Annotated in this window: 18 protein-coding genes and 1 pseudogene; 10 read left to right on the forward strand and 9 right to left on the reverse strand. The window is 65.3% G+C overall.

Annotated elements, in window-relative coordinates:
- The 7 genes and pseudogenes from MSZK_RS32885 to MSZK_RS10165 all read left to right on the forward strand — a co-directional run.
- A pseudogene (locus MSZK_RS32885) lies at positions 1 to 142 on the forward strand (ABC transporter ATP-binding protein); the annotation flags it as partial.
- Entirely contained in the window at positions 123 to 1622 is a 1500-nt protein-coding gene (locus MSZK_RS10140; protein ID WP_011767904.1) for an ABC transporter permease, read from the forward strand. The pseudogene MSZK_RS32885 and the gene MSZK_RS10140, both read left to right, overlap by 20 nt.
- Positions 1622 to 2029, forward strand: coding sequence for a hypothetical protein (locus tag MSZK_RS10145; RefSeq protein ID WP_011767903.1), 408 nt, complete (start codon positions 1622 to 1624; stop codon positions 2027 to 2029). Before MSZK_RS10140 ends, MSZK_RS10145 begins: the two co-directional genes overlap by 1 nt.
- 148 nt (positions 2030 to 2177) lie before the next feature.
- Positions 2178 to 2705 carry a pyridoxamine 5'-phosphate oxidase family protein gene (locus MSZK_RS10150; RefSeq protein WP_011767902.1) on the forward strand — a complete coding sequence of 176 codons (528 nt, stop codon included), beginning with the start codon at positions 2178 to 2180 and terminating at the stop codon, positions 2703 to 2705.
- A 227-nt stretch (positions 2706 to 2932) separates the two neighbouring features.
- Complete coding sequence (locus tag MSZK_RS10155) at positions 2933 to 3226, forward strand: metal-sensitive transcriptional regulator (RefSeq protein WP_011767901.1); 294 nt, start codon at positions 2933 to 2935, stop codon at positions 3224 to 3226.
- A gap of 162 nt (positions 3227 to 3388) precedes the next feature.
- The gene (locus MSZK_RS10160) at positions 3389 to 3631 is read left to right on the forward strand and encodes a heavy-metal-associated domain-containing protein (RefSeq protein WP_011767900.1); all 243 of its coding nucleotides are present in this window, start codon (positions 3389 to 3391) and stop codon (positions 3629 to 3631) included.
- Positions 3632 to 3671: 40 nt separating this feature from the next.
- Positions 3672 to 6020, forward strand: coding sequence for a cation-translocating P-type ATPase (locus tag MSZK_RS10165; protein ID WP_011767899.1), 2349 nt, complete (start codon positions 3672 to 3674; stop codon positions 6018 to 6020).
- Positions 6021 to 6101: 81 nt separating this feature from the next.
- Here MSZK_RS10165 and MSZK_RS10170 read toward each other — a convergent pair whose 3' ends face one another.
- From MSZK_RS10170 to MSZK_RS10180, 3 genes are all read right to left on the reverse strand, one after another.
- Positions 6102 to 6356 (reverse strand): SHOCT domain-containing protein, encoded by a 255-nt coding sequence (locus MSZK_RS10170; protein WP_011767898.1) that lies wholly within the window; start codon positions 6354 to 6356, stop codon positions 6102 to 6104.
- Positions 6357 to 6498: 142 nt separating this feature from the next.
- On the reverse strand, positions 6499 to 8055 hold the full coding sequence (locus MSZK_RS10175) for a multicopper oxidase family protein (RefSeq protein WP_011767897.1): 1557 nt from the start codon (positions 8053 to 8055) through the stop codon (positions 6499 to 6501).
- Positions 8052 to 8279 (reverse strand): hypothetical protein, encoded by a 228-nt coding sequence (locus MSZK_RS10180; RefSeq protein ID WP_041322078.1) that lies wholly within the window; start codon positions 8277 to 8279, stop codon positions 8052 to 8054. Before MSZK_RS10180 ends, MSZK_RS10175 begins: the two co-directional genes overlap by 4 nt.
- A gap of 126 nt (positions 8280 to 8405) precedes the next feature.
- Here MSZK_RS10180 and MSZK_RS10185 point away from each other — a divergent pair, with 126 nt between their 5' ends.
- Both MSZK_RS10185 and MSZK_RS10190 read left to right on the forward strand, forming a co-directional pair.
- Positions 8406 to 9146 (forward strand): response regulator transcription factor, encoded by a 741-nt coding sequence (locus MSZK_RS10185; protein WP_011767895.1) that lies wholly within the window; start codon positions 8406 to 8408, stop codon positions 9144 to 9146.
- The gene (locus tag MSZK_RS10190) at positions 9143 to 10288 is read left to right on the forward strand and encodes a cell wall metabolism sensor histidine kinase WalK (protein WP_011767894.1); all 1146 of its coding nucleotides are present in this window, start codon (positions 9143 to 9145) and stop codon (positions 10286 to 10288) included. The genes MSZK_RS10185 and MSZK_RS10190 overlap by 4 nt, the downstream gene beginning before the upstream one ends.
- 61 nt (positions 10289 to 10349) lie before the next feature.
- On the opposite strand, the gene MSZK_RS10195 is transcribed toward MSZK_RS10190, so the two are convergent.
- Entirely contained in the window at positions 10350 to 11063 is a 714-nt protein-coding gene (locus tag MSZK_RS10195; RefSeq protein ID WP_011767893.1) for a DUF305 domain-containing protein, read from the reverse strand.
- A 219-nt stretch (positions 11064 to 11282) separates the two neighbouring features.
- Between MSZK_RS10195 and MSZK_RS10200 the strand changes: the two genes are divergently transcribed.
- Positions 11283 to 11696, forward strand: coding sequence for a DUF302 domain-containing protein (locus MSZK_RS10200; RefSeq protein ID WP_011896107.1), 414 nt, complete (start codon positions 11283 to 11285; stop codon positions 11694 to 11696).
- A gap of 36 nt (positions 11697 to 11732) precedes the next feature.
- On the opposite strand, the gene MSZK_RS10205 is transcribed toward MSZK_RS10200, so the two are convergent.
- The 5 genes from MSZK_RS10205 to MSZK_RS10225 all read right to left on the reverse strand — a co-directional run bounded on the left by MSZK_RS10205 (position 11733) and on the right by MSZK_RS10225 (position 18363).
- Entirely contained in the window at positions 11733 to 14120 is a 2388-nt protein-coding gene (locus tag MSZK_RS10205) for a cation-translocating P-type ATPase (RefSeq protein ID WP_011896108.1), read from the reverse strand.
- A gap of 781 nt (positions 14121 to 14901) precedes the next feature.
- On the reverse strand, positions 14902 to 15402 hold the full coding sequence (locus MSZK_RS10210) for a hypothetical protein (protein ID WP_011767890.1): 501 nt from the start codon (positions 15400 to 15402) through the stop codon (positions 14902 to 14904).
- 77 nt (positions 15403 to 15479) lie between these two features.
- A complete protein-coding gene (locus MSZK_RS10215) occupies positions 15480 to 15821 on the reverse strand; it encodes a DUF3703 domain-containing protein (protein ID WP_011767889.1) in 342 nt (113 codons plus the stop codon).
- Positions 15822 to 15854: 33 nt separating this feature from the next.
- Complete coding sequence (locus MSZK_RS10220; RefSeq protein WP_011767888.1) at positions 15855 to 17987, reverse strand: cation-translocating P-type ATPase; 2133 nt, start codon at positions 17985 to 17987, stop codon at positions 15855 to 15857.
- Complete coding sequence (locus MSZK_RS10225; protein WP_011767887.1) at positions 17980 to 18363, reverse strand: metalloregulator ArsR/SmtB family transcription factor; 384 nt, start codon at positions 18361 to 18363, stop codon at positions 17980 to 17982. The genes MSZK_RS10220 and MSZK_RS10225 overlap by 8 nt, the downstream gene beginning before the upstream one ends.
- Positions 18364 to 18435 lie beyond the last annotated feature (72 nt).

Genomic DNA, 18435 nt, shown 5'->3' on the forward strand with positions numbered 1-18435 from the left:
CGACGGACGGTCGGTGCTGATCATTAGCCACTTCGTCGCTGACGAGCACCGCTTCGATCGCATCGTCAAGCTGTGTGACGGGCGGCTATGCGAGGGACAGTACGGAGGGCAGGGGGTCCCCAGTGACGACCGCAGCCCATGAGCAGTGGCGGCCGACGCTGCTGCTGACCCGCAGCTTCATCGCCGACTATGTTCGCAACCCGGTGAACCTGATCATGCTGGTCCTGGTGCCGCTCGTGTTCGTGCTGGTCGCGGCCGGTTCGATCGCCGACGCGATGGAACTGTTACGGGGACGACCCGGCATCGCAACCCAAACGGCGACCGCCGGCTGGGCAGCTGGCTTCCTGTCGGGGCTCGCAATGTACTTCCAGATCCGCTCGGCGCGACGCGCGGACAAGCGGTTGCAACTGGTCGGCTTACCAGCGGCGCGGTTGCTCGCTGCCCGGGCCGGCACCGGTCTGCTCATGGCGGGACTCGTCTCGGGAGTGGCGCTCGCCGCGTTGGCCGTGCGTGTCGGTATCGACCATCCGGTCCGGGTGATCGTCGGTACGCTGATGTTCTCGGTCATCTACCTGGCGATCGGTGCGCTAGTAGGGATAGCGGTTGCCAATCCGGTCAACGGTGCGGTGATCATCTTGTTGATCTGGATGATCGACGTGTTCGTCGGGCCTGCCGGCAGCGGCGGCGATTACGTGTTCACTCGCTGGTTTCCCACTCACTTCGTCACGTTGTGGATGGTCGACACGCCCTCGCACCACGCTGGACGGCTCGGCGATCTCGGCCTCGCCTCGGTTTGGATGCTCGGCGCTCTTGCTGTGGCCGGCGCGTTGGTGGCGGCGGGTTCTCGCACCGCGCGACGGCGTCAGCGCACGGCCGGCCAGTTACCGACTGCGCTGAGGTTCGGTCTGGTCGATCTGCGGCGAAACGGCGTGCTGCTGGTGCTGCTAGTTATTGTGCCGGCGGCGTTCGTGCTGCTGGCGAAGGTGACCACGCCGGGGCGATCTCTAATGGTGTCGGTCACCGAGAACGGCGCCGTTTCAAACCAGTCGTTCTGGTTTCCCGAGGTACACGCCGGAGCGATGGCCCCGATCGGCATCGGTGCGCTGGCTGCACTGGTTGGGATGTTCGTAGTGGTCGATGCTGCCGGCGGGGACCGACGCCTGCGGCTGGCCGGCTACCGCACTGGCGTGGTGCTGGCTGCCCGATTGGGCGTGGTCGCCGTAGCCGCCATCGTCATCACGGCGGCCACCATGGGGGTTACCGCGACCGTCTTCGACGCCAGGCAGTGGCCGGGCTACATTGCCGCCAACCTGCTGATCGCCGCCATCTACGCCCTGATCGGTGTAGTCATCGGGCCACTGCTGGGCAAGGTCGCGGGGGTGTTCGTCGCATTCTTGATCCCTTTTCTCGATCTGGGAATCATCCAAAGTCCGATGCTCCGCCCTATACCTCAGGAGTGGGCCCAGTTTCTTCCCGGGTACGGCGTGACCAGGTTGCTATTCGATACCAGTCTCACCTCACGTTTCGACGAAACCTGGCCATTACTAACTGGGTTCGTCTGGCTGGGTGGGCTATTGATCGTGGCCTCAGTGGTCCTCACCCGCGGCGGGAAGTCGACCTGATGATCGCCGCCGCATGGCTGTTCGGCGTCGGTGGCGCGATCCTCGTCGGGATTGGCGGGTTCTTTCTGTTGGCCCGGCCTGCACTGCTGCCCGAGGACTTGCGCTATCTACGCCGCACCGCGGGCGAGATCGATGCTGCCGTACCGAGCCTGCGTGAGTGGCTGCGTCTGGTGTTCATCGTCCTCGGCGGATACGCAGTGGCTACCAGGACACTCACCATCTACCTGGCAGCCACCGACATTCGTAATGCCGAGTCGTCGGCAGTGGCGGTACTGGCGGTCGCCGGCGCATCGTCGAGTGGGGTCATGGCGTTGGTAAATTTCGCGCTGCACTCGACATTTCGGTGGCTGCTTTCCGCTGCGGCGGCACTCTGGATCGTGGCGACGCTGGTGGCGGTGGTGTCGTGACCTTCCGGGAGTGGGCCTGGCAGGTGCCTCGTCCCTGTAAGCACCCCGGCGTCCACGCCACGGGCTCTTTCCAACAAGTCCCGGAACACATGGGTCGGCGGGTGCACATGAATACCGCGCTTCGTCGGTCACCGAGTCGCCGGGCGTCATGGTGAAGGATCACCCTGTCACGTTCGAGCTGGTTCTCGGCCATCTACGGAAGCGAACGTTTGCGGTACTTTCGACGACTGACGAAGAGGGCAAACCGTGCTCAGCGGGAGTCAACTACCGCGTGTCTGAGCTCGGCGGTGCCATCTCCATCTTCGTTATGACCCGCCGGCACCTGAAGAAGGCGCGCAATGTCGTGCGGCATCCGCGGGTCTCGCTCGTGGTTCCGCTGCCGAGGCGGCTCCTGTGGTTCCTCCCACCAGCAACCCTCCAGTTGAGCGGACACGCGAAGATCCTCGACTGGACTGACGACGAAGGGCGGGATGCCTTCCGCCAGTTCTGGATAGGCCGCCGAATCCTCAAGGCTTACGAAGAGTCTTACCGCCGCGGCGAAACGCGAATCTGCTTCTTGAAGATCACACCAGATCCTGCGATCAACACCTACATGGTCGGCTCCAACATCTGGCAGCTCAGGAATCACATGGAATCAGGTGCGGCCAAAGTAATCGACCCGCGCGGGAACCCATGAGCAACGGGGCGGGTCGGCTTGATGATCATGCGGCGGGCTGATGCGCCGCACGCGGGAGGGCCAGTCGGCGCGCTGAATTGCACACCCTCGACGCCCACGCGGGCGGGCCCGGTTATGCAGCTGAGGTATCCGTCGCACTTCTGGTGACGTTGGCCCCTTGACAGATTGATACCCCATAGGGGTATATTGCTTCTTATACCCCTATGGGGTATTAGGGAGGAGGAGTCATGGATACGGCGACACCCGGGTATACAGCCTCGAAGGACGCACATCTCAAGCGACTGCGCAGAATCGAGGGGCAGGTCCGCGGCCTTGCGCGCATGGTCGACGAGGACGCCTACTGCATTGACGTGCTCACCCAGATATCGGCGGCAACCAAAGCGTTGGAGTCGGTGGCGTTGTCGCTTCTAGACGAACATCTGTCCCACTGCGTCCGTGACGCAATCCACCAGGGCGGCGACATGGCCGAGCAGAAGATCAATGAAGCCTCGGCAGCAATCGCGCGGCTCGTCCGCTCCTGAGCACACATCCGAAACCGCCCATCCCGCAAGCGAAAGTGGACAGAAATGACCCGACAGCTCATCGTCACCCTGCCCCTGGTCCCGTCCACCTCCTCGGGCTGCAGTTGCTGCGCACCGAGGTCCTCGGACACACGCCCACCAGCAACGCTCGAGGAGAACGCCATGAGCACCACCACAACCACCAAGTCCTACTCCGTGACCGGCATGACCTGCAGCCACTGCGTCGCCGCGGTGAGCGCAGAACTCGGTGCACTCGCCGGTGTCACCGACGTTCATGTCGATCTGGTTGCCGGCGGCATATCCACAGTGACGGTTTCCAGCGACACACCACTGACCACAGCGCAGATCACCTCCGCACTCGATGAGGCCGGCGACTACCGCCTATCCAACGATCAACCTCGCTAGCGCTTCGACCCTGCGCCGTACCCGAACCAAAGGACAGAGCATGAGCCTGCCGAATCACGTCGTCGGTGTCGATCAACCCCACAGCATCGAGTTGTCGATCGGCGGGATGACCTGTGCATCGTGTGCAGCCCGGATCGAAAAGAAACTGAACAAGATCGATGGGGTCGAGGCCAGCGTCAACTACGCGACCGAAAAGGCCAAGGTGGACTACCCCAACTCCGTCGATCCGGCAGTGTTGATCGCCGCGGTGGAAGCGACCGGCTACACCGCAACCGCCCCCGCGGCGCCGAACGACGCGGCCCCGACCGATTCCGGCCGGGACGCGGGCGAAGCCGACTCCTTGCGGAGCCGATTGCTGATCTCCCTGGTGCTGACGGTGCCCGTGATCGCGATGTCGATGATCCCCGCGCTGCAATTCACCAACTGGCAATGGCTCGCGCTGACCTTGGCCTCTCCCGTCGTGGTGTGGGGCGCCCTGCCGTTTCATCGCGCAGCCTGGGCCAACGCCCGTCACCGCGCCGCCACGATGGACACCCTGATCTCACTGGGCGTCAGCGCCGCGTACCTGTGGTCACTGTGGGCGCTGTTCATCGGACACGCCGGCATGCCGGGGATGAGGATGGCCTTCAGTCTGCTACCCGACGCGGGTTCCGAGACCGAGCACATCTACCTCGAAGTCGCCGCCGCGGTGACGGTGTTCATTCTGGCCGGCCGCTACTTCGAGGCGCGCGCCAAGACACGATCCGGTGCCGCGCTGCGGGCCCTGCTCGACATGGGCGCCAAAGACGTCGCCGTCGTGCGCAACGGTACCGAAATCCGCATTCCAACAGCAGAACTTAGCGTCGGAGACGTGTTCGTGGTGCGACCGGGTGAGAAGATCGCCACCGACGGGGTGGTGACCGACGGCGCATCAGCGGTCGACGCATCGATGCTCACCGGGGAATCCGTGCCCGTCGAGGTCCGTCCCGGCGACCACGTCACCGGTGCCACCGTCAACGCCGGTGGGCGACTGCTCGTCCGCGCCACCCGAATCGGCGCCGACACCCAACTCGCGCAGATGGCGCGCCTGGTCGAAGACGCCCAGAACGGCAAGGCATCGGTACAGCGCCTGGCCGACCGGGTCTCGGCGGTCTTCGTGCCCATCGTCCTGGCGCTGTCGGTGGCAACGCTGGCTGTCTGGCTGCTCACCGGCCATTCGGCGACAGTCGCGTTCACCGCGGCGGTCGCCGTCCTGATCATCGCCTGCCCGTGCGCGCTCGGTCTGGCCACCCCCACGGCCCTCATGGTCGGCACCGGCCGCGGCGCCCAACTGGGCATCCTGATCAAAGGGCCGCAGGTGCTCGAGTCCACCCGCCGGGTCGACACCATCGTGCTCGACAAGACCGGAACCGTCACCACCGGCCGCATGAGTCTCGTGGGGGTGTACCCGGGCGCAGGCCAGAACTCCGACGAGCTCCTCGAGTTCGCGGGAGCCTTGGAGAGCGCGTCTCAACACCCCATCGCGGAAGCGATCGCCGCTTCGGCCTCCGCCGGCGGCGCGTTGCCAGCGGTCGAAGACTTCTCCAACCACAACGGCTACGGCGTCAGCGGCGTCGTCGCCGGCCATGCGGTCCTGGTTGGACGGCTCAGCTGGCTTAATGACGACTGGTCGCTGACAGCCCCCGACGACCTCGCCTCCGCCGCCGAACACGCTGAGTCCCAGGGCCACACCCCAGTGTGGGTGGCGTGGGACGGGGCGGTGCGCGGCGTGATCGTCGTGGCCGACACGGTGAAGCGCACCTCCGCGGACGCCATCGGCCAATTCCGCAAGCTCGGCCTACGTCCGTTTCTGCTGACCGGCGACAATCGGCGCGCCGCCCTCGCAGTCGCCGCAGAGGTCGGTATCGACGCCGACGACGTGATCGCCGAGGTCCTCCCTGCCGGCAAAGTCGACACCATCAAAAGCCTGCAAGCGCAGGGGCGAACCGTCGCCATGGTCGGCGACGGCGTCAACGATGCCGCCGCACTGGTACAGGCCGATCTGGGCCTGGCGATGGGCACCGGATCCGACGTCGCCATCGAGGCATCCGACCTGACACTGGTACGTGGTGATCTGCGCGCAGCCGCCGACGCCATTCGATTGGCCCGGTCAACCCTGCGGACCATCAAGGGAAACCTGTTCTGGGCCTTCGCCTACAACGTCGCCGCACTTCCCTTAGCGGCGCTGGGCCTACTCAATCCGCTGATCGCCGGCGCCGCAATGGCCTTCAGCTCGGTCTTCGTGGTCAGCAACAGCCTGCGGCTTCGCCGGTTCACCAGCAGCGCATCCCCTGGGCAGACGGAAGACGTCCACGTTGCGACAGTGCCGCCAGGGGGCGACGAGTACCGCAGGGCCCACACCGCACCATAACCCCAGGCTGGGCACCTCACGCTCAGCAAATACGCCCGCGGCGCGGGACTCCCCCGCCGCGGGCTTGGGTGCTGGCGTCAGTTATCGGCGGACAGCCTCGCGCAGAATCGCCAATCGTTCGCGGTACTGCGTTTCGTCGATCTCGCCACTGGCGAATCTCGCCGCTAGCAGTTGTTCGGCTGTGGGCGCGTCACCGCGTGGCGCTTGTGAGCTGCCCGTCGTGTATCTGATCAGAGCGACGATACCGACGATGATCAAGCCCCAGAACAGCACCATCCCGACGCCCATCCCCGCGTATCCCCACCAACCCATGTCGTGGTCGTACCAAAACATCATGACCGTTCCTCCTCTTGATGTATCCGTGGCCGATCGGCCACAGTCTTACGGTTTGCGTCTCGTCCCGACAGAGTCAAGAGCACTGCGCTTCAAGGTCTTTGGGCCTCATTGCCGCTGACCGTGCGAAGGGCGCGGCACCGGGCTAGGGCGAGTAGTTCAGGCTCGTCATCATGCCGGCTTCCTGGTGATAGGTGTTGTGGCAGTGCATCATCCAGACGCCCGGGTTGTCGGCGGCGAGCGCCACCGTCAGCTCCTGCATCGGCAGAACGATGACGGTGTCCTTGCGTGGGCCCGGAGTCCCGTCCGGCTTGATCACTTGAAAGGTGTGGCCGTGCAGGTGCATGGGATGCCACATCATGGTGGTATTGGCGAAGGTCAACGTCGCCTTCTGGCCTTGCCTCACAGTCAGTGGGACGGTGTCTTCGAACGGTCTGCCGTTGATCGTCCAGTCGTAGGACGCCATGGAACCGGAAAGCCGGGCCGACAGAGCGACATCGGCCCTGCTGACATCCAATACCGCCTCGGGCGCGGCGGTGAACACGCCGACGGTGCCGACCCGGCGCTGCAGTTCGGGTGGCATGAACGTCGGATCGGGTGCGGCACCGGCACCGGTCGACAGTATGGCTCGCGCGAGCGCGTTCTTCCCTTCGGCCGAAGCGACAAAGGAGAACACGCCGTCACCGGTGGTGATGAGCACGTCATAGCGCTCACCCATGCCGATCAGAAGCGCGTCCACCTCGGTCGGCACCACAGGGAAGCCGTCGGTGTGGGTGACGGTCATCCGATGCCCGGCCAACGCGACCCGAAAAGCGGTATCGGACGCGGCGTTGATGATCCGCATCCTTATCCGCTGCCCAGGGCGAGCGGTGAGAGTGGTCGGTGCCGCCGGAATACGACCGTTCGCCAGGTAGAAGGGGTAGCTGACGTCACCCGCGTCGCCCCCGAGAAGCGGGCTCGCGCCCACGCCGCCGACACCGGGAACCCCTGGCATTCCAGGTGTTCCGCTCATGCCGGGCATGCCGGGCATGCCGGGCATGCCTGGCATGCCACCCGAGTGGCCGCCGACTCCCGAGATGGGACGCAGCCCCTCGTAGAGCTGCTGCGGACTGGAGCCGATGCCGTCGGTCCAGTCATCGAGCACCACGATCCACTCGGCGTCGTAGCCTCCCGGTTCGGCCGGATCGTCGATGATGACCGGCGCGTAGAGTCCGTAGTCGGCGTCGAGGCCGGTGTGCGGATGCGCCCAGTAGGTACCGGGATGAGGCGCAGAAAACCGGTAAGTGAAGTTCGAGGACGGGTCGATGTTCGGGGTCGCCGGCGTTGCCCCATCCATATCGTTGCGCAGCGCGATGCCATGCCAGTGCAGCGAAGACGGGTGGTTCAGACCGTTGGTGACGCTAATCGCCAGTTCGTCGCCGACGTTGGCGCGGATCAACGGTCCGGGAACAATGTTGTTGTACGCCAGTGTGCGGGCGACGGGTCCGCCCAGATCGATGTCCGCCGGCCCAGGTGTCAACGCCGCAGTGACAGTGCGCCCGGTGTGGGGCCGCGCGGCTTCGGCGGCGCCGATCGGATCCGTAGCCGGGTTGACACTTGTGGGCTTTCCGCACGCAGCCATGGCGGCGGTACTGGCAGCGAGGGTGGCCGCGAGAAACGTGCGTCGTGTCAATATCGTCGTGCCGACGCTCTGACCGTTCATGGTCGTTGCGGGGGGTTCGTCGTCGCGACGCAATCGGCGGCGGTGAGGCCGGGCAACGGAGCGTCGCGCTGGATTTCAATGTCCTGGCGGCGCTGCGGTGTCTTCCCCCCGAGCAGTGCCGCCAGCGCGGCGATCACGGCTCCCCAGAACGCAACCAGCATCATCATTGCCAGCAGGCAGCCAGCCCACCCCCACAGAGCGCCGGCTTCGTTCCACCACGTCATCGGGGTCACCTCCTTCGCGTTCCACACTCGTGCGGTCGAGTAGCGAATCGACGATGGTTTTATGAAGATTCGCTCAAGACCTGGGTCGCGGGTTCCTGAATCCCTTCGGGGCGGCACGATGAGGACATGGACAAGCCTGCGGCCACCCCTTCTGCGGGTTATCGAGCGTTGGTGGTCGACGACGAGGTACCGCTGGCCGAAGTCGTGGCGAGCTACCTCCGACGCGAGCAGTTTGACGTCAGCCTCGCCCACAGCGGAGCGGACGCCTTGGCGCAGGCCCGTGAGATCGACCCGGACGTGGTCATCTTGGACCTCGCGTTGCCGGGCATCGACGGCGTGGAGGTATGCCGCCAACTTCGCACGTTCTCCGATGCCTACGTGGTGATGCTGACCGCACGCGATACCGAAATGGACACCATCGTGGGCCTGTCGGTCGGTGCCGACGACTATGTCACCAAACCTTTCAGTCCCCGCGAACTGGTCGCGCGGATCCGCGCCATGTTGCGCCGGCCTCGCACCGTCGCAACGCCGACCAGTGCTGCGACCGCGGCCGACGAACCCCCGCCGCGGGCCTTCGGGCCGTTGTCCATCGACGTTGCGGGCCGACAGGTATTCATCGACGACGAACCAGTTCTGCTCACCCGCACCGAGTTCGACATCTTGGCCGCGTTATCGTCGCGACCGGCCGTGGTCTTCAGCCGCCGCCAACTCCTCGAGGCCGTCTGGGGAGACTCCTGGGGCGGAAACAAACATCTAGTCGACGTCCACATCGGACATCTGCGCCGCAAATTGTCGGATGACCCCGCCGGTCCCCGCTACGTGATCACCGTCCGCGGAGTCGGATACCGAATGGGAAGCGGCCAATGAGGACAGACACGAGCATTCAACCCAGGTCGCGGCGCAGTCCTGGAGTCGGGGCGCGACTCCTGCTGGCGCAAGCCTTGGTGCTCCTCGCCGGCGGCGCAACCACCGGGGTCGTCGCCGTCATCGTCGGTCCACCGCTGTTCCGAGAACACCTGAACCGCGCCGGACTTCCTCACTCATCCAATGAACAGTTCCACGCCGAGGAGGCCTACCGGTACGCCACCGCAATCTCCATCGCGGTGGCGATCGGCGTAGCCGCATTGACCGCCCTGTTTGTGACCTGGTACTTCAGCCGTCGCCTGCAGCACTCCATCGCCGAGGTCGCATCGGCCGCCACTGCAGTCGCCGACGGCCGCTATGACATCCGTGTGTCGCCGCTGCGCTTGGGGGAGGATTTCGCGAACCTGTCCCGCGCGTTCAATCGGATGTCCGAACGGCTCGAATCGGTCGAGACCACCCGGCGCCAACTCTTCGGTGACCTCGCCCACGAGATTAGGACACCCGTCTCGGTACTCAAGGCCTACATCGAGGCCGTCGAGGACGGAGTGAAAACCCTTGACCCCGAGACGGTTGCCGTGCTCAACGATCAAGCCAGCCGGCTGGTGCGCTTCTCCGATGACTTCGCCGCGCTCGCTCAAGCCGAGGAAGGTCCCGGCGCGGTCACACCGCAGTGGATCGACCCCCAGGCCGCGATCGTCACCACCGTGTCTGCCGCAGCCGACCGATACGCCCAGAAGGATGTCGCGCTGACCTTCGATGCCGCGAACCCGCTGCCCGAGGTGTGGGTAGACCCTCTGCGCCTCGCACAGGTGATCGGGAACCTTCTCGACAACGCTCTGCGCCACACCCCCGCGCGAGGCCGCGTCGAGGTCGACGCGGCGGCAAAGCCCGGCGAAGTGATCATCACCGTGCGCGACAATGGTGATGGCATCGCTGCCGAGCACCTCCCGCACGTGTTCGAACGCTTCTACCGCGCCGATGTGGCCCGCGATCGAAGCCACGGCGGCGCGGGGATCGGGTTGGCCATCGCCAAAGCACTCACCGAAGCCCACAGCGGCCGCATCACTGCGGCCAGCCGCGGACCAGGCCTGGGCAGCACCTTCACCATCGAGCTACCCGCACGCACGGACCGCCATGACCACTAATCGAACTCGACAACGCTGTCATGAAACATGACTCGCGCGACACGCAGCCATGCCCTGACTTCTACAACGAGGCCAGGATCTTGTTCATGGTGTCGATCTCCTGCTGCTGGCTGGTGACGATCGAGCGTGCCAACGCGACCGTATCGGGGAACTGGCCGTCCTTGATCTCATTCTGCGCCATAGTAATTGCACCCTCGTGATGCTTGACCATCTGCGTCAGGTACAACTTGGAGGCTTCCACCCCCTGGGCGTTTTGCAATGCGGCCATGTCCTCCTCGGACATCATGCCCTCCATCCCCGGCATATCACCCATACCGGGCATGCCCGGCATTCCAGGCATCATCGATTGAGTCGGCGTACCGGATTCGCTGGGCGCGGCACTGGCGCTGGGCATCCCACTGTGACCGGGCATGCCGTCCATCCCGGGCATCATCGGCATCGTGGACATGCCCCACTGCGTGAGCCAGGCCTGCATCTGTTCGATCTCGGGCCCCTGAGCAGCTTTGATCTGCTTGGCCAGGTCCACCACTCGCGGGTCGATTCCCTGCTTACCCAGCAGCATGTCGCTCATCTCGATGGCCTGTTGGTGATGCGGGATCATGTGCTGGGTGAACATGGCATCAGCCTGATTGTGGGCTTCGGTGGCCGATGTCGACGAGGGCGCCGACACCGACGACGACGAATCTCCCTGCGTAGTGCTGGTATCACTACATGCACCAACGGTGACCAGCGCCGCCAAGGTGGCCGCACCGACGGCCAGCGTCTTCCTCTTCATCACAACAAGTCCCTTCCTGGGTCTCACGGTCGATGCGGCTGCAGCGCGCCCAGTTGACGCGCGGGTATCCCGACCTGTCTTCGAGCATTCGCGGCGCCGGTATGGCCCGACTAGTCGTTCTATGAAGATTCGATAAAGAACGGCAACCGCCCTTGGCGTCGGGAGGTCCGCGGCGCAGCCTTGGCTGTGTTCGCCCCACAGGACCATTGAGAGGACCGCATGACCATCGCACTGTCGACAGCGCTGCACACGTCGTTCGCCGACGCCGTTGCGCGCACCCGAGCCGCCCTGACAGAGCAGGGTTTTGGCGTCCTGACCGAGATCGATATGAAGGCGACTCTCAAGGCGAAGCTGGGCGAGGACGTGGAGGAGTACCTCATTCTGGGTGCCTGCAACCCACCATTGGCTCACCGGGCAGTGAATGTGGACCGTCAAATCGGCCTGCTGCTGCCCTGCAACGTCGTTGTCCGAGCCGACCGTGCAGACGACACCTCCGTCATCGTCGAGGCGATGAACCCGCAGATACTGGTCGAGGTGACCGGAGAGCCGGCTTTGCGTGACGTCGCCGACGAAGTGACGCGAAAGATGCAGGCCGCCATCGACTCACTTCAGACTGCGGCCGCACCCGCCTAGTCCCTCAAACACAGAACAGCGACGGCACGCGGAGCGTCACGACTTGGCGCCCGCCTCCGCTGACGCCGGTACGGGAAGCTTCAATCTCTTCAGCATCAACGCATTGACGGCCACGATGAAGCTGGAACCTGACATCGAGAGGGCAGCGATCTCGGGCCGCAGCACCAAGCCGAGCGAAGGTACGAAAACCCCAGCCGCGATGGGCAATGCGATCACGTTGTAGCCGACCGCCCATCCAAGGTTCTGCCGCATCTTTCGTAGCGTGCCCCGTCCAATCCGCAGCGCGATCGCGACGTCGAGCGGGTCTGATCGCATCAACACCAGATCTGCGGTTTCGATGGCGACGTCGGTGCCTGCACCGATCGCCACGCCGAGATCAGCTTGGGCGAGCGCCGGTGCGTCGTTGACGCCGTCGCCGACCATGGCGACCTTCTTGCCCTGTCGTTGCAATTCAGCGACCTTGGCTGCCTTATCACCTGGCAGCACCTCGGCGATGACCGTGTCGATTCCCAGTTGCGCGGCGATGCGATCGGCAGTGGCCTGATTGTCGCCACTGAGCATGACCACCTCGACACCGAGGTCGTGCAGCGCGGACACCGCTTCGGCAGACGTCTCGCGCACAGCGTCCGCCAAGGCGATGACACCGACTCCCCGGCCGTCGACGCTTACCAAGACCGCCGTGCGTCCGCTGGCGGCGAGTTCGTCGCGGCGTTGCATCAACACGCCGAACTCGACGTCCTCCTCGACCATCAGCTTGCGATTGCCGACGGCAACGCGGCGCCCATCTACCGTCGCGACAGCTCCGTGACCGGGCACGTTACGGAAACCAGTCAGTGACGCCGAAGCGATCCCGTGCGCGGCCGCGTAACGCACGATCGCCCCCGCCAGCGGATGCTCGGACTCAGTTTCGACCGCAGCCACCATGGCGAGTACTTGATCCTCTGGAATGCCGTCGACGACGACGTCGGTCACTTCAGGCTCGCCCTTGGTCAACGTGCCGGTCTTGTCCATGACGACGGTATCGATGCGCGCCGACGTCTCCAGCGCGGTCGCATTCTTGAACAACACTCCCCGCTTGGCGCCCAACCCGGTGCCCACCATGATCGCGGTCGGAGTCGCGAGTCCCAGCGCATCGGGACAGGTGATGACCACGACGGTGATGGCGAACAGCAACGCGGTCTGGACACCGGCGCCGACCGCCCACCACACTAGGAAGGTGGCAGTGCCGCCGATCAGCGCCACCAGAACCAGCCAGAACGCTGCCCGGTCGGCGAACCGCTGCCCTGGGGCTTTGGAGTTCTGCGCTTCCTGAACCATCGCGACGATCTGAGCCAAGACCGTGTCGGAGCCGACCTTCGTAGCCAGGACCCGCAACGTGCCGGTGGTGTTGATCGAGGCGCCAATCACCTTCGAGTCCGGCGCCTTTGACACCGGCAGGCTTTCCCCGGTGACCATCGACTCGTCGACGTCTGACGTTCCCTCGGCCACCGTGCCGTCGACGGGAATCTTGGCACCTGGGCGGATGAGCAGGAGGTCACCCACTGCCACCTCGGCGGTGGGAGTTTCCACCGGCTCACCGTCGCGCAGCACAACTGCCACCGGGGGCGCCAGCTCGAGCAGGGTGCGAATTGCATCGTTCGCGCCACCGCGAGCTCGCATCTCGAACCAGTGGCCCAACAGGACGAACGCCGTCAGCACCGAGGCGGCCTCATAGAACACCTCACCGCCGCCGGTCAGCGTCACCCCGAGGCTGTAGAGCCAGCCTGCGCCGACCGCCACGGCAACGAGCACCATCATGTCCAAGGTGCGGGCCCGTAGCGCTCGCCAGGCACCGTCGAAGAAGATCCACGCCGAGTAGAAGACGACCGGCAGGCTCAGCAACAGGGTGAACACGTCATCGCGGAGCCCGAACGGCGCAGGCACGGTGAACCCGAACATGTCGCGGCCCATCGGCGACCACAGCATGATCGGGATCGACAACGCGAGCGCTACTAGGAATCGGTTGCGCATATCGCGGACCATGTGATCCATCGACATGCCGGCGTGTCCGCCGCCGTGACCCATCGCTTCTTGCGGAGTTCGTGCCGGCGCGGCCTCATGCGCATGCACCTCCCCGGCTGTCGGCGACGGAGCCGACGTTGGCTGCTCGTCCAGGGTGGCCGATGGGTGGTGATGGGGCTCGGACGGATCGCAGACGTGGTCCGGCACCGACCGCCCCGCGCAGTGGAAGCCGCAGTCACGTATCCACCCGGCCAGGTCAGCGACCGAGGTCGTCGTCGGGTCGTAAACAACTGTCGCCGTTTGATTTACCGCATTGGCTTCGACCGACGTCACGCCCGGACGTCTAAGCAGAGTGGCCTCCACCACCGCCGTCGAACTTGCCCAGTTCAATCCGTGTACGTCGAGAATCGTCGACTTCGTCATAGCGTCTCTCGTTCAGTGTTACCGGAGCGGCTCCGATGTCCTGCGACCTGCGCTGTCCTCGCCATCCCCATCCCGCATCCGTCAGGCTAGTCATCTCAATCACTCACCCTTCCGGTGATCGATAAGCCTGCAGTGCTGGTTCGACAAAGATTCGATGAAGATTGCGCGCAACACGCAACGAAAATTTCCTGTGGCCGAGACGAAAGCCAGCATGACGGCCCACATGGCCGCGCGGGCTAGGAGACTCAGGTGCGCTCGGCGACGTTCAGATGTGCTGCCCGCCGTGCTTCACCACTACAGCGAAACTCGCCCCCAGCCGGAGGATGTCCCAAAGTAGCCAGCATCGCCGCCGGTGCCTGCGGTGTCGCCTCTCTGTCATGAGCCCCCACGCCATCGAGACTACGCGCGCTGCCAGCCGCCGCAGCGTCGGGAAAGTTCGTAAACAACGTGTTGCGACACCGCCCGCTACGGCCACGTACCGCCGCCCAGCCTGCCCCCAGCCGACACACCAGCCACGCCCCTCCAGGTGAGGGCCAGACTCACCACGGCGTGGGCTGGTCGCCAAGCAGCGCTGCCTGCACCGCGGCGGATCCCAGCCGTGCCGCACCGCGTCGCGTTATGGCACCGATCGTTCGCGCCGCACGCCGCGACTATCGAAGCGCCGCAACGCATAGCGGCCACCGGGGCGCATCCGCTCCTTCTGTCGCTCTGGCGGCCGACCTTATCTGGGATGACGCCAGCCTCGGCATGTCGCTTTCGGGGTTGTCAAGACGCCCGTCCCTCAGCCGCGAACAAGTCGCCACATGCCCCACCATGCGACGGGAGCAAGAGCGAGGACTGTCCACATTCCAGGGACGTAGGCAGTGATTCCGCTGGGGTTCAGCCAGGGAAAGACGGCGAAGTGAGCGAGTTCAGTCAGACCCATGGAGGCGAAGAATGTCCAGGCCAGGTAACGACCTAGGGGGTGGTTGCGGCGCATCAGGATGGGTGTCAGCAGCCAAGCGCCAACCGACACCGCGACGAGCAGCAGGACTGGCAGGGATGTCGCGGAGGGTTTGGAGGTTCCGGTAACCGTCGCCAGAAACGCGAAGAACTCCATCTGCTTTTCTTCGACGCGGTGAAGTAGGAAGAGGCTCAACGCAATCCAGAATGGCATTCGGACATCTGCCCAGAGCCCGCCGGCGGGGAAGAACAGCCACAGCAGGAGGCCGCCGGCAAATCCGGCGGTGAAGATCGTCATTGTCAGTAGGTCGAAGGCCCACCATCCCAGGCCCAGCGTCACAGCGGTGATCCCCGTTGCGGCCGCGACAGCCCAGCGGGGTCGTTCCGGCAGGCGTTTGGTAAGCGGCGCCGTCGGTTTCATCTGTTGGTGAGGGCGGCGAGGTCGTCGGGAATGGGCATGGGTGTCATGAGGCCGGCCGTCACGCGGCCGGTGTTGCCGACGGGATAGCGGCCGGTCAGTGAGCCAGGGGCGGCGACCATCAGGCGTAGGACCTGGCCGATGGCTTCGCGGCGGTCGTGCTGGCCTAGCGCCAACCTCAGCATCGCGGCGTGGCTGCAGGTGTGTAGCCACGGATCCGGTTGCGAGACAATGTGTGCGCGCTCCAGATGTCGCCACCTGGCCGCGGGGCTGGTCGCATATTTCGCAGCGGTCATCTCACCTCGATAGACCCGCCGGGCACGCTCGCCAATTCGTGGCATCGAGTCGACTCCTGTCGTGCGGAAAGTGGTGGGCTATCGGTGGTTGGCCCTTATGGATGCGGTCGGGTCGTCGGCCAGTGGAGGTCCGGCGGGAGCGCAGCAGTCACATCCGTGGTCGTTTGGTGCAACATCTGCCGCGACCAATGGGGAGTTGAGTTTGGTGGCTGAGGGCGGCGTCGACCGTTGGGGACCACAGCAGGGGTCGTCGAGGGTGGGTGCCGGGCCGATGTCGATGGCATGAGTCGTTGATCGTGGCGACGACGTTGTCACGCCAGGGAGGGCGGCGATGCGCGCGGCGCGGATGGCGTTGAGGATGACCAGTACTTCGGCGGTTTCGTGGATCAGGACCACGGTGGCCAAGCCCAGGACACCGAATGCGGCTAGCGGTATCAGGACGGCGATGATGGCCAGCGAGAATGCGATGTTCTGCACCATGATTCCCCGGGCACGCCGCGAGTGGGCCAGTACCTGGGGTAGGTGGCGAAGGTCTTCACCCATCAGGGCGACGTCGGCGGTTTCGATGGCGACGTCGGTGCCCATGGCGCCCATGGCGATGCCGATGTCGGCGGTGGCCAGCGCGGGGGCGTCGTTGATGCCGTCGCCGACCATGGCGATGGGGCGGCCTTGTGCAATGGTTCGCAGTAGAGCTGCTTTGTCCTCGGGAAGCAGCTCGGAGTGCACGTTCGTGATGCCGGCCTCGGCGGCCACTGCTTCGGCGGTGCGGGCGTTGTCACCGGTGAGCATCGCCACCGTGAGGCCCAGGCGTGTAAGCAGCCGCACGGTGTCGGCGGCTTCGGGGCGAAGTTCATCGCGCACCGCGATGGCGGCGACCGGCTGTTCGTCTCGGGCCAGCACCACCACGGTCGCGCCGGCTGCCTGCAACCGCTCGATGTCGTCGGCGAGTGGTCCAGGCGTTACCCAGGAGGGCTTACCGAGGCGCAGCCGGTAGCCGTCGAGCTCACCATGCAGACCATGGCCGGGCACTGCGGTCACGTCGCTGGCGATCGGCGGATCACCGGCGGCAGTCAGAATCGCTTGTGCGAGTGGGTGTTCACTGCGTGTCTCCAACGCAGCTGCCCACCTCAAGGCATCATCGTCGCTGAAGTCGTCGGTGGTGATGACGTCGATGACGCGGGGCTGGTTGCGCGTGAGGGTGCCGGTCTTGTCCAGGGCGACGACCTTGATGCGGCCGAGTTCTTCGACTGCGGCGCCGCCCTTGATCAGGGCGCCATGGCGGCTGGCGGCCCCGATGGCCGCGACCACGGTCAGCGGGACGGCGATCGCCAGCGCGCACGGTGAGGCAGCCACCAGCACCACCAGCGCCCGCTCCAGCCACAGCATCGGGTCACCGAACACCGCGCCAACCGCGGCGATGGCCGCGGCCAACGCCATGATCGCCGGCACCAGCGGACGGGCGATCCTGTCGGCCAGTCGTTGACCGGCGCCTTTACGTTCTTGGGCTTCTTCGACGATGTGCACGATGCGCGCTAATGAGCTGTCGGCGGCCAGGGCGGTGACTTCCACCTCGATCGCTCCACCGCCGTTGATGGCACCGGCGAACACGTCGCTGCCGGGGCCGGCTTCGACGGGCAGCGACTCGCCCGTGATCGCCGACAGATCCAGGCTCGTCTGACCGGACCGAATGGTGCCATCAGTGGCGGCCCGTTCACCAGGCCGGATCACCATGACGTCACCGACGACGAGTTCGCCGGGGGCCACGGTTGTTTCGGTGCCGTGCCGTAGCACCGAGGCTTTCGGCGGCACAAGAGACAACAGGGAGCGAAGCCCGCGGCGGGTGCGGCTGACGGCGTAGTGCTCCAGCCCTTCGGCGATTGAGAACAGGATGCCGAGCAGTGCTGCCTCGGCGAATTGGCCCAGAGCGACTGCGCCGATCGCGGCGATCGTCATCAACGTGCCAACCCCGATGCGACCGTGTCGCAGGTTACGGGCCGCATCCGGCACGAACGTGATGGCGCCGGCGGCTACAGCCGCCAGCTCGACGGCTTCTACGACACCCTCATAGCCGCCGAACCGCCCCACGATCCAGCCCACGCTCAACAGGACCGCCGCGAGCACCGCGAACTGCAACTCTCTTACTTGCCAAAGCTTCTCGGGACCTGCGTCGAGTTCGGCGTCGTCGCGCGGCCCGCAGCACGCATCAGACACAATCGGATTCCTTCCCCGTAAGCGCGACCGCACTGGCGAGCACCGAGTCGGTCAGCTGGCGGCCACGCTCGGTCAGCTGGTACATCACCAACTTGCCCTGACGCCGCGAGGACACCAGCGACGCGTTCTTGAGTTGGCGCAGGTGGTGTGAGACCAAGCCCTGCGGCAGTCCGACCACCCAGGCCATGTCGCAAACGCACAGCTCGTCACCGGCGGCGAGTGCGGCCGCAATGGACAACCGGGTCGCATCGCTCAGGCCGCGCGCCGCCGCGGCGGCGGCTTGAATGGTGGCGGGGTCTGGAACCGTGGCCCGGATGGACTCCGCGCGCGGCAGGTCCAAACAGAGGAGATCGCAAGTGTCCACCGGCTCCGTCATATCCACATACTAAAGTACGTTGATATGTCCGTGGAAGGGCTTGCGCAATCCTGATCAACACGGGGCCGAGTC

Source organism: Mycobacterium sp. shizuoka-1 (assembly GCF_002723835.1).
Classification (GTDB): domain Bacteria; phylum Actinomycetota; class Actinomycetes; order Mycobacteriales; family Mycobacteriaceae; genus Mycobacterium.

Coding starts and splice junctions, on each gene's coding strand:
- MSZK_RS10225 (WP_011767887.1), bottom strand. CDS start 18,363: ATGACGGAGCCGGTGGACACTTGCGATCTCCTCTGTTTGGACCTGCCG.
- MSZK_RS10170 (WP_011767898.1), bottom strand. CDS start 6,356: ATGATGTTTTGGTACGACCACGACATGGGTTGGTGGGGATACGCGGGG.
- MSZK_RS10150 (WP_011767902.1), top strand. CDS start 2,178: ATGGTGAAGGATCACCCTGTCACGTTCGAGCTGGTTCTCGGCCATCTA.
- MSZK_RS10215 (WP_011767889.1), bottom strand. CDS start 15,821: ATGCCACGAATTGGCGAGCGTGCCCGGCGGGTCTATCGAGGTGAGATG.
- MSZK_RS10190 (WP_011767894.1), top strand. CDS start 9,143: ATGAGGACAGACACGAGCATTCAACCCAGGTCGCGGCGCAGTCCTGGA.
- MSZK_RS10155 (WP_011767901.1), top strand. CDS start 2,933: ATGGATACGGCGACACCCGGGTATACAGCCTCGAAGGACGCACATCTC.
- MSZK_RS10180 (WP_041322078.1), bottom strand. CDS start 8,279: ATGACGTGGTGGAACGAAGCCGGCGCTCTGTGGGGGTGGGCTGGCTGC.
- MSZK_RS10205 (WP_011896108.1), bottom strand. CDS start 14,120: ATGACGAAGTCGACGATTCTCGACGTACACGGATTGAACTGGGCAAGT.
- MSZK_RS10165 (WP_011767899.1), top strand. CDS start 3,672: ATGAGCCTGCCGAATCACGTCGTCGGTGTCGATCAACCCCACAGCATC.
- MSZK_RS10145 (WP_011767903.1), top strand. CDS start 1,622: ATGATCGCCGCCGCATGGCTGTTCGGCGTCGGTGGCGCGATCCTCGTC.
- MSZK_RS10175 (WP_011767897.1), bottom strand. CDS start 8,055: ATGAACGGTCAGAGCGTCGGCACGACGATATTGACACGACGCACGTTT.
- MSZK_RS10200 (WP_011896107.1), top strand. CDS start 11,283: ATGACCATCGCACTGTCGACAGCGCTGCACACGTCGTTCGCCGACGCC.
- MSZK_RS10160 (WP_011767900.1), top strand. CDS start 3,389: ATGAGCACCACCACAACCACCAAGTCCTACTCCGTGACCGGCATGACC.
- MSZK_RS10195 (WP_011767893.1), bottom strand. CDS start 11,063: ATGAAGAGGAAGACGCTGGCCGTCGGTGCGGCCACCTTGGCGGCGCTG.
- MSZK_RS10185 (WP_011767895.1), top strand. CDS start 8,406: ATGGACAAGCCTGCGGCCACCCCTTCTGCGGGTTATCGAGCGTTGGTG.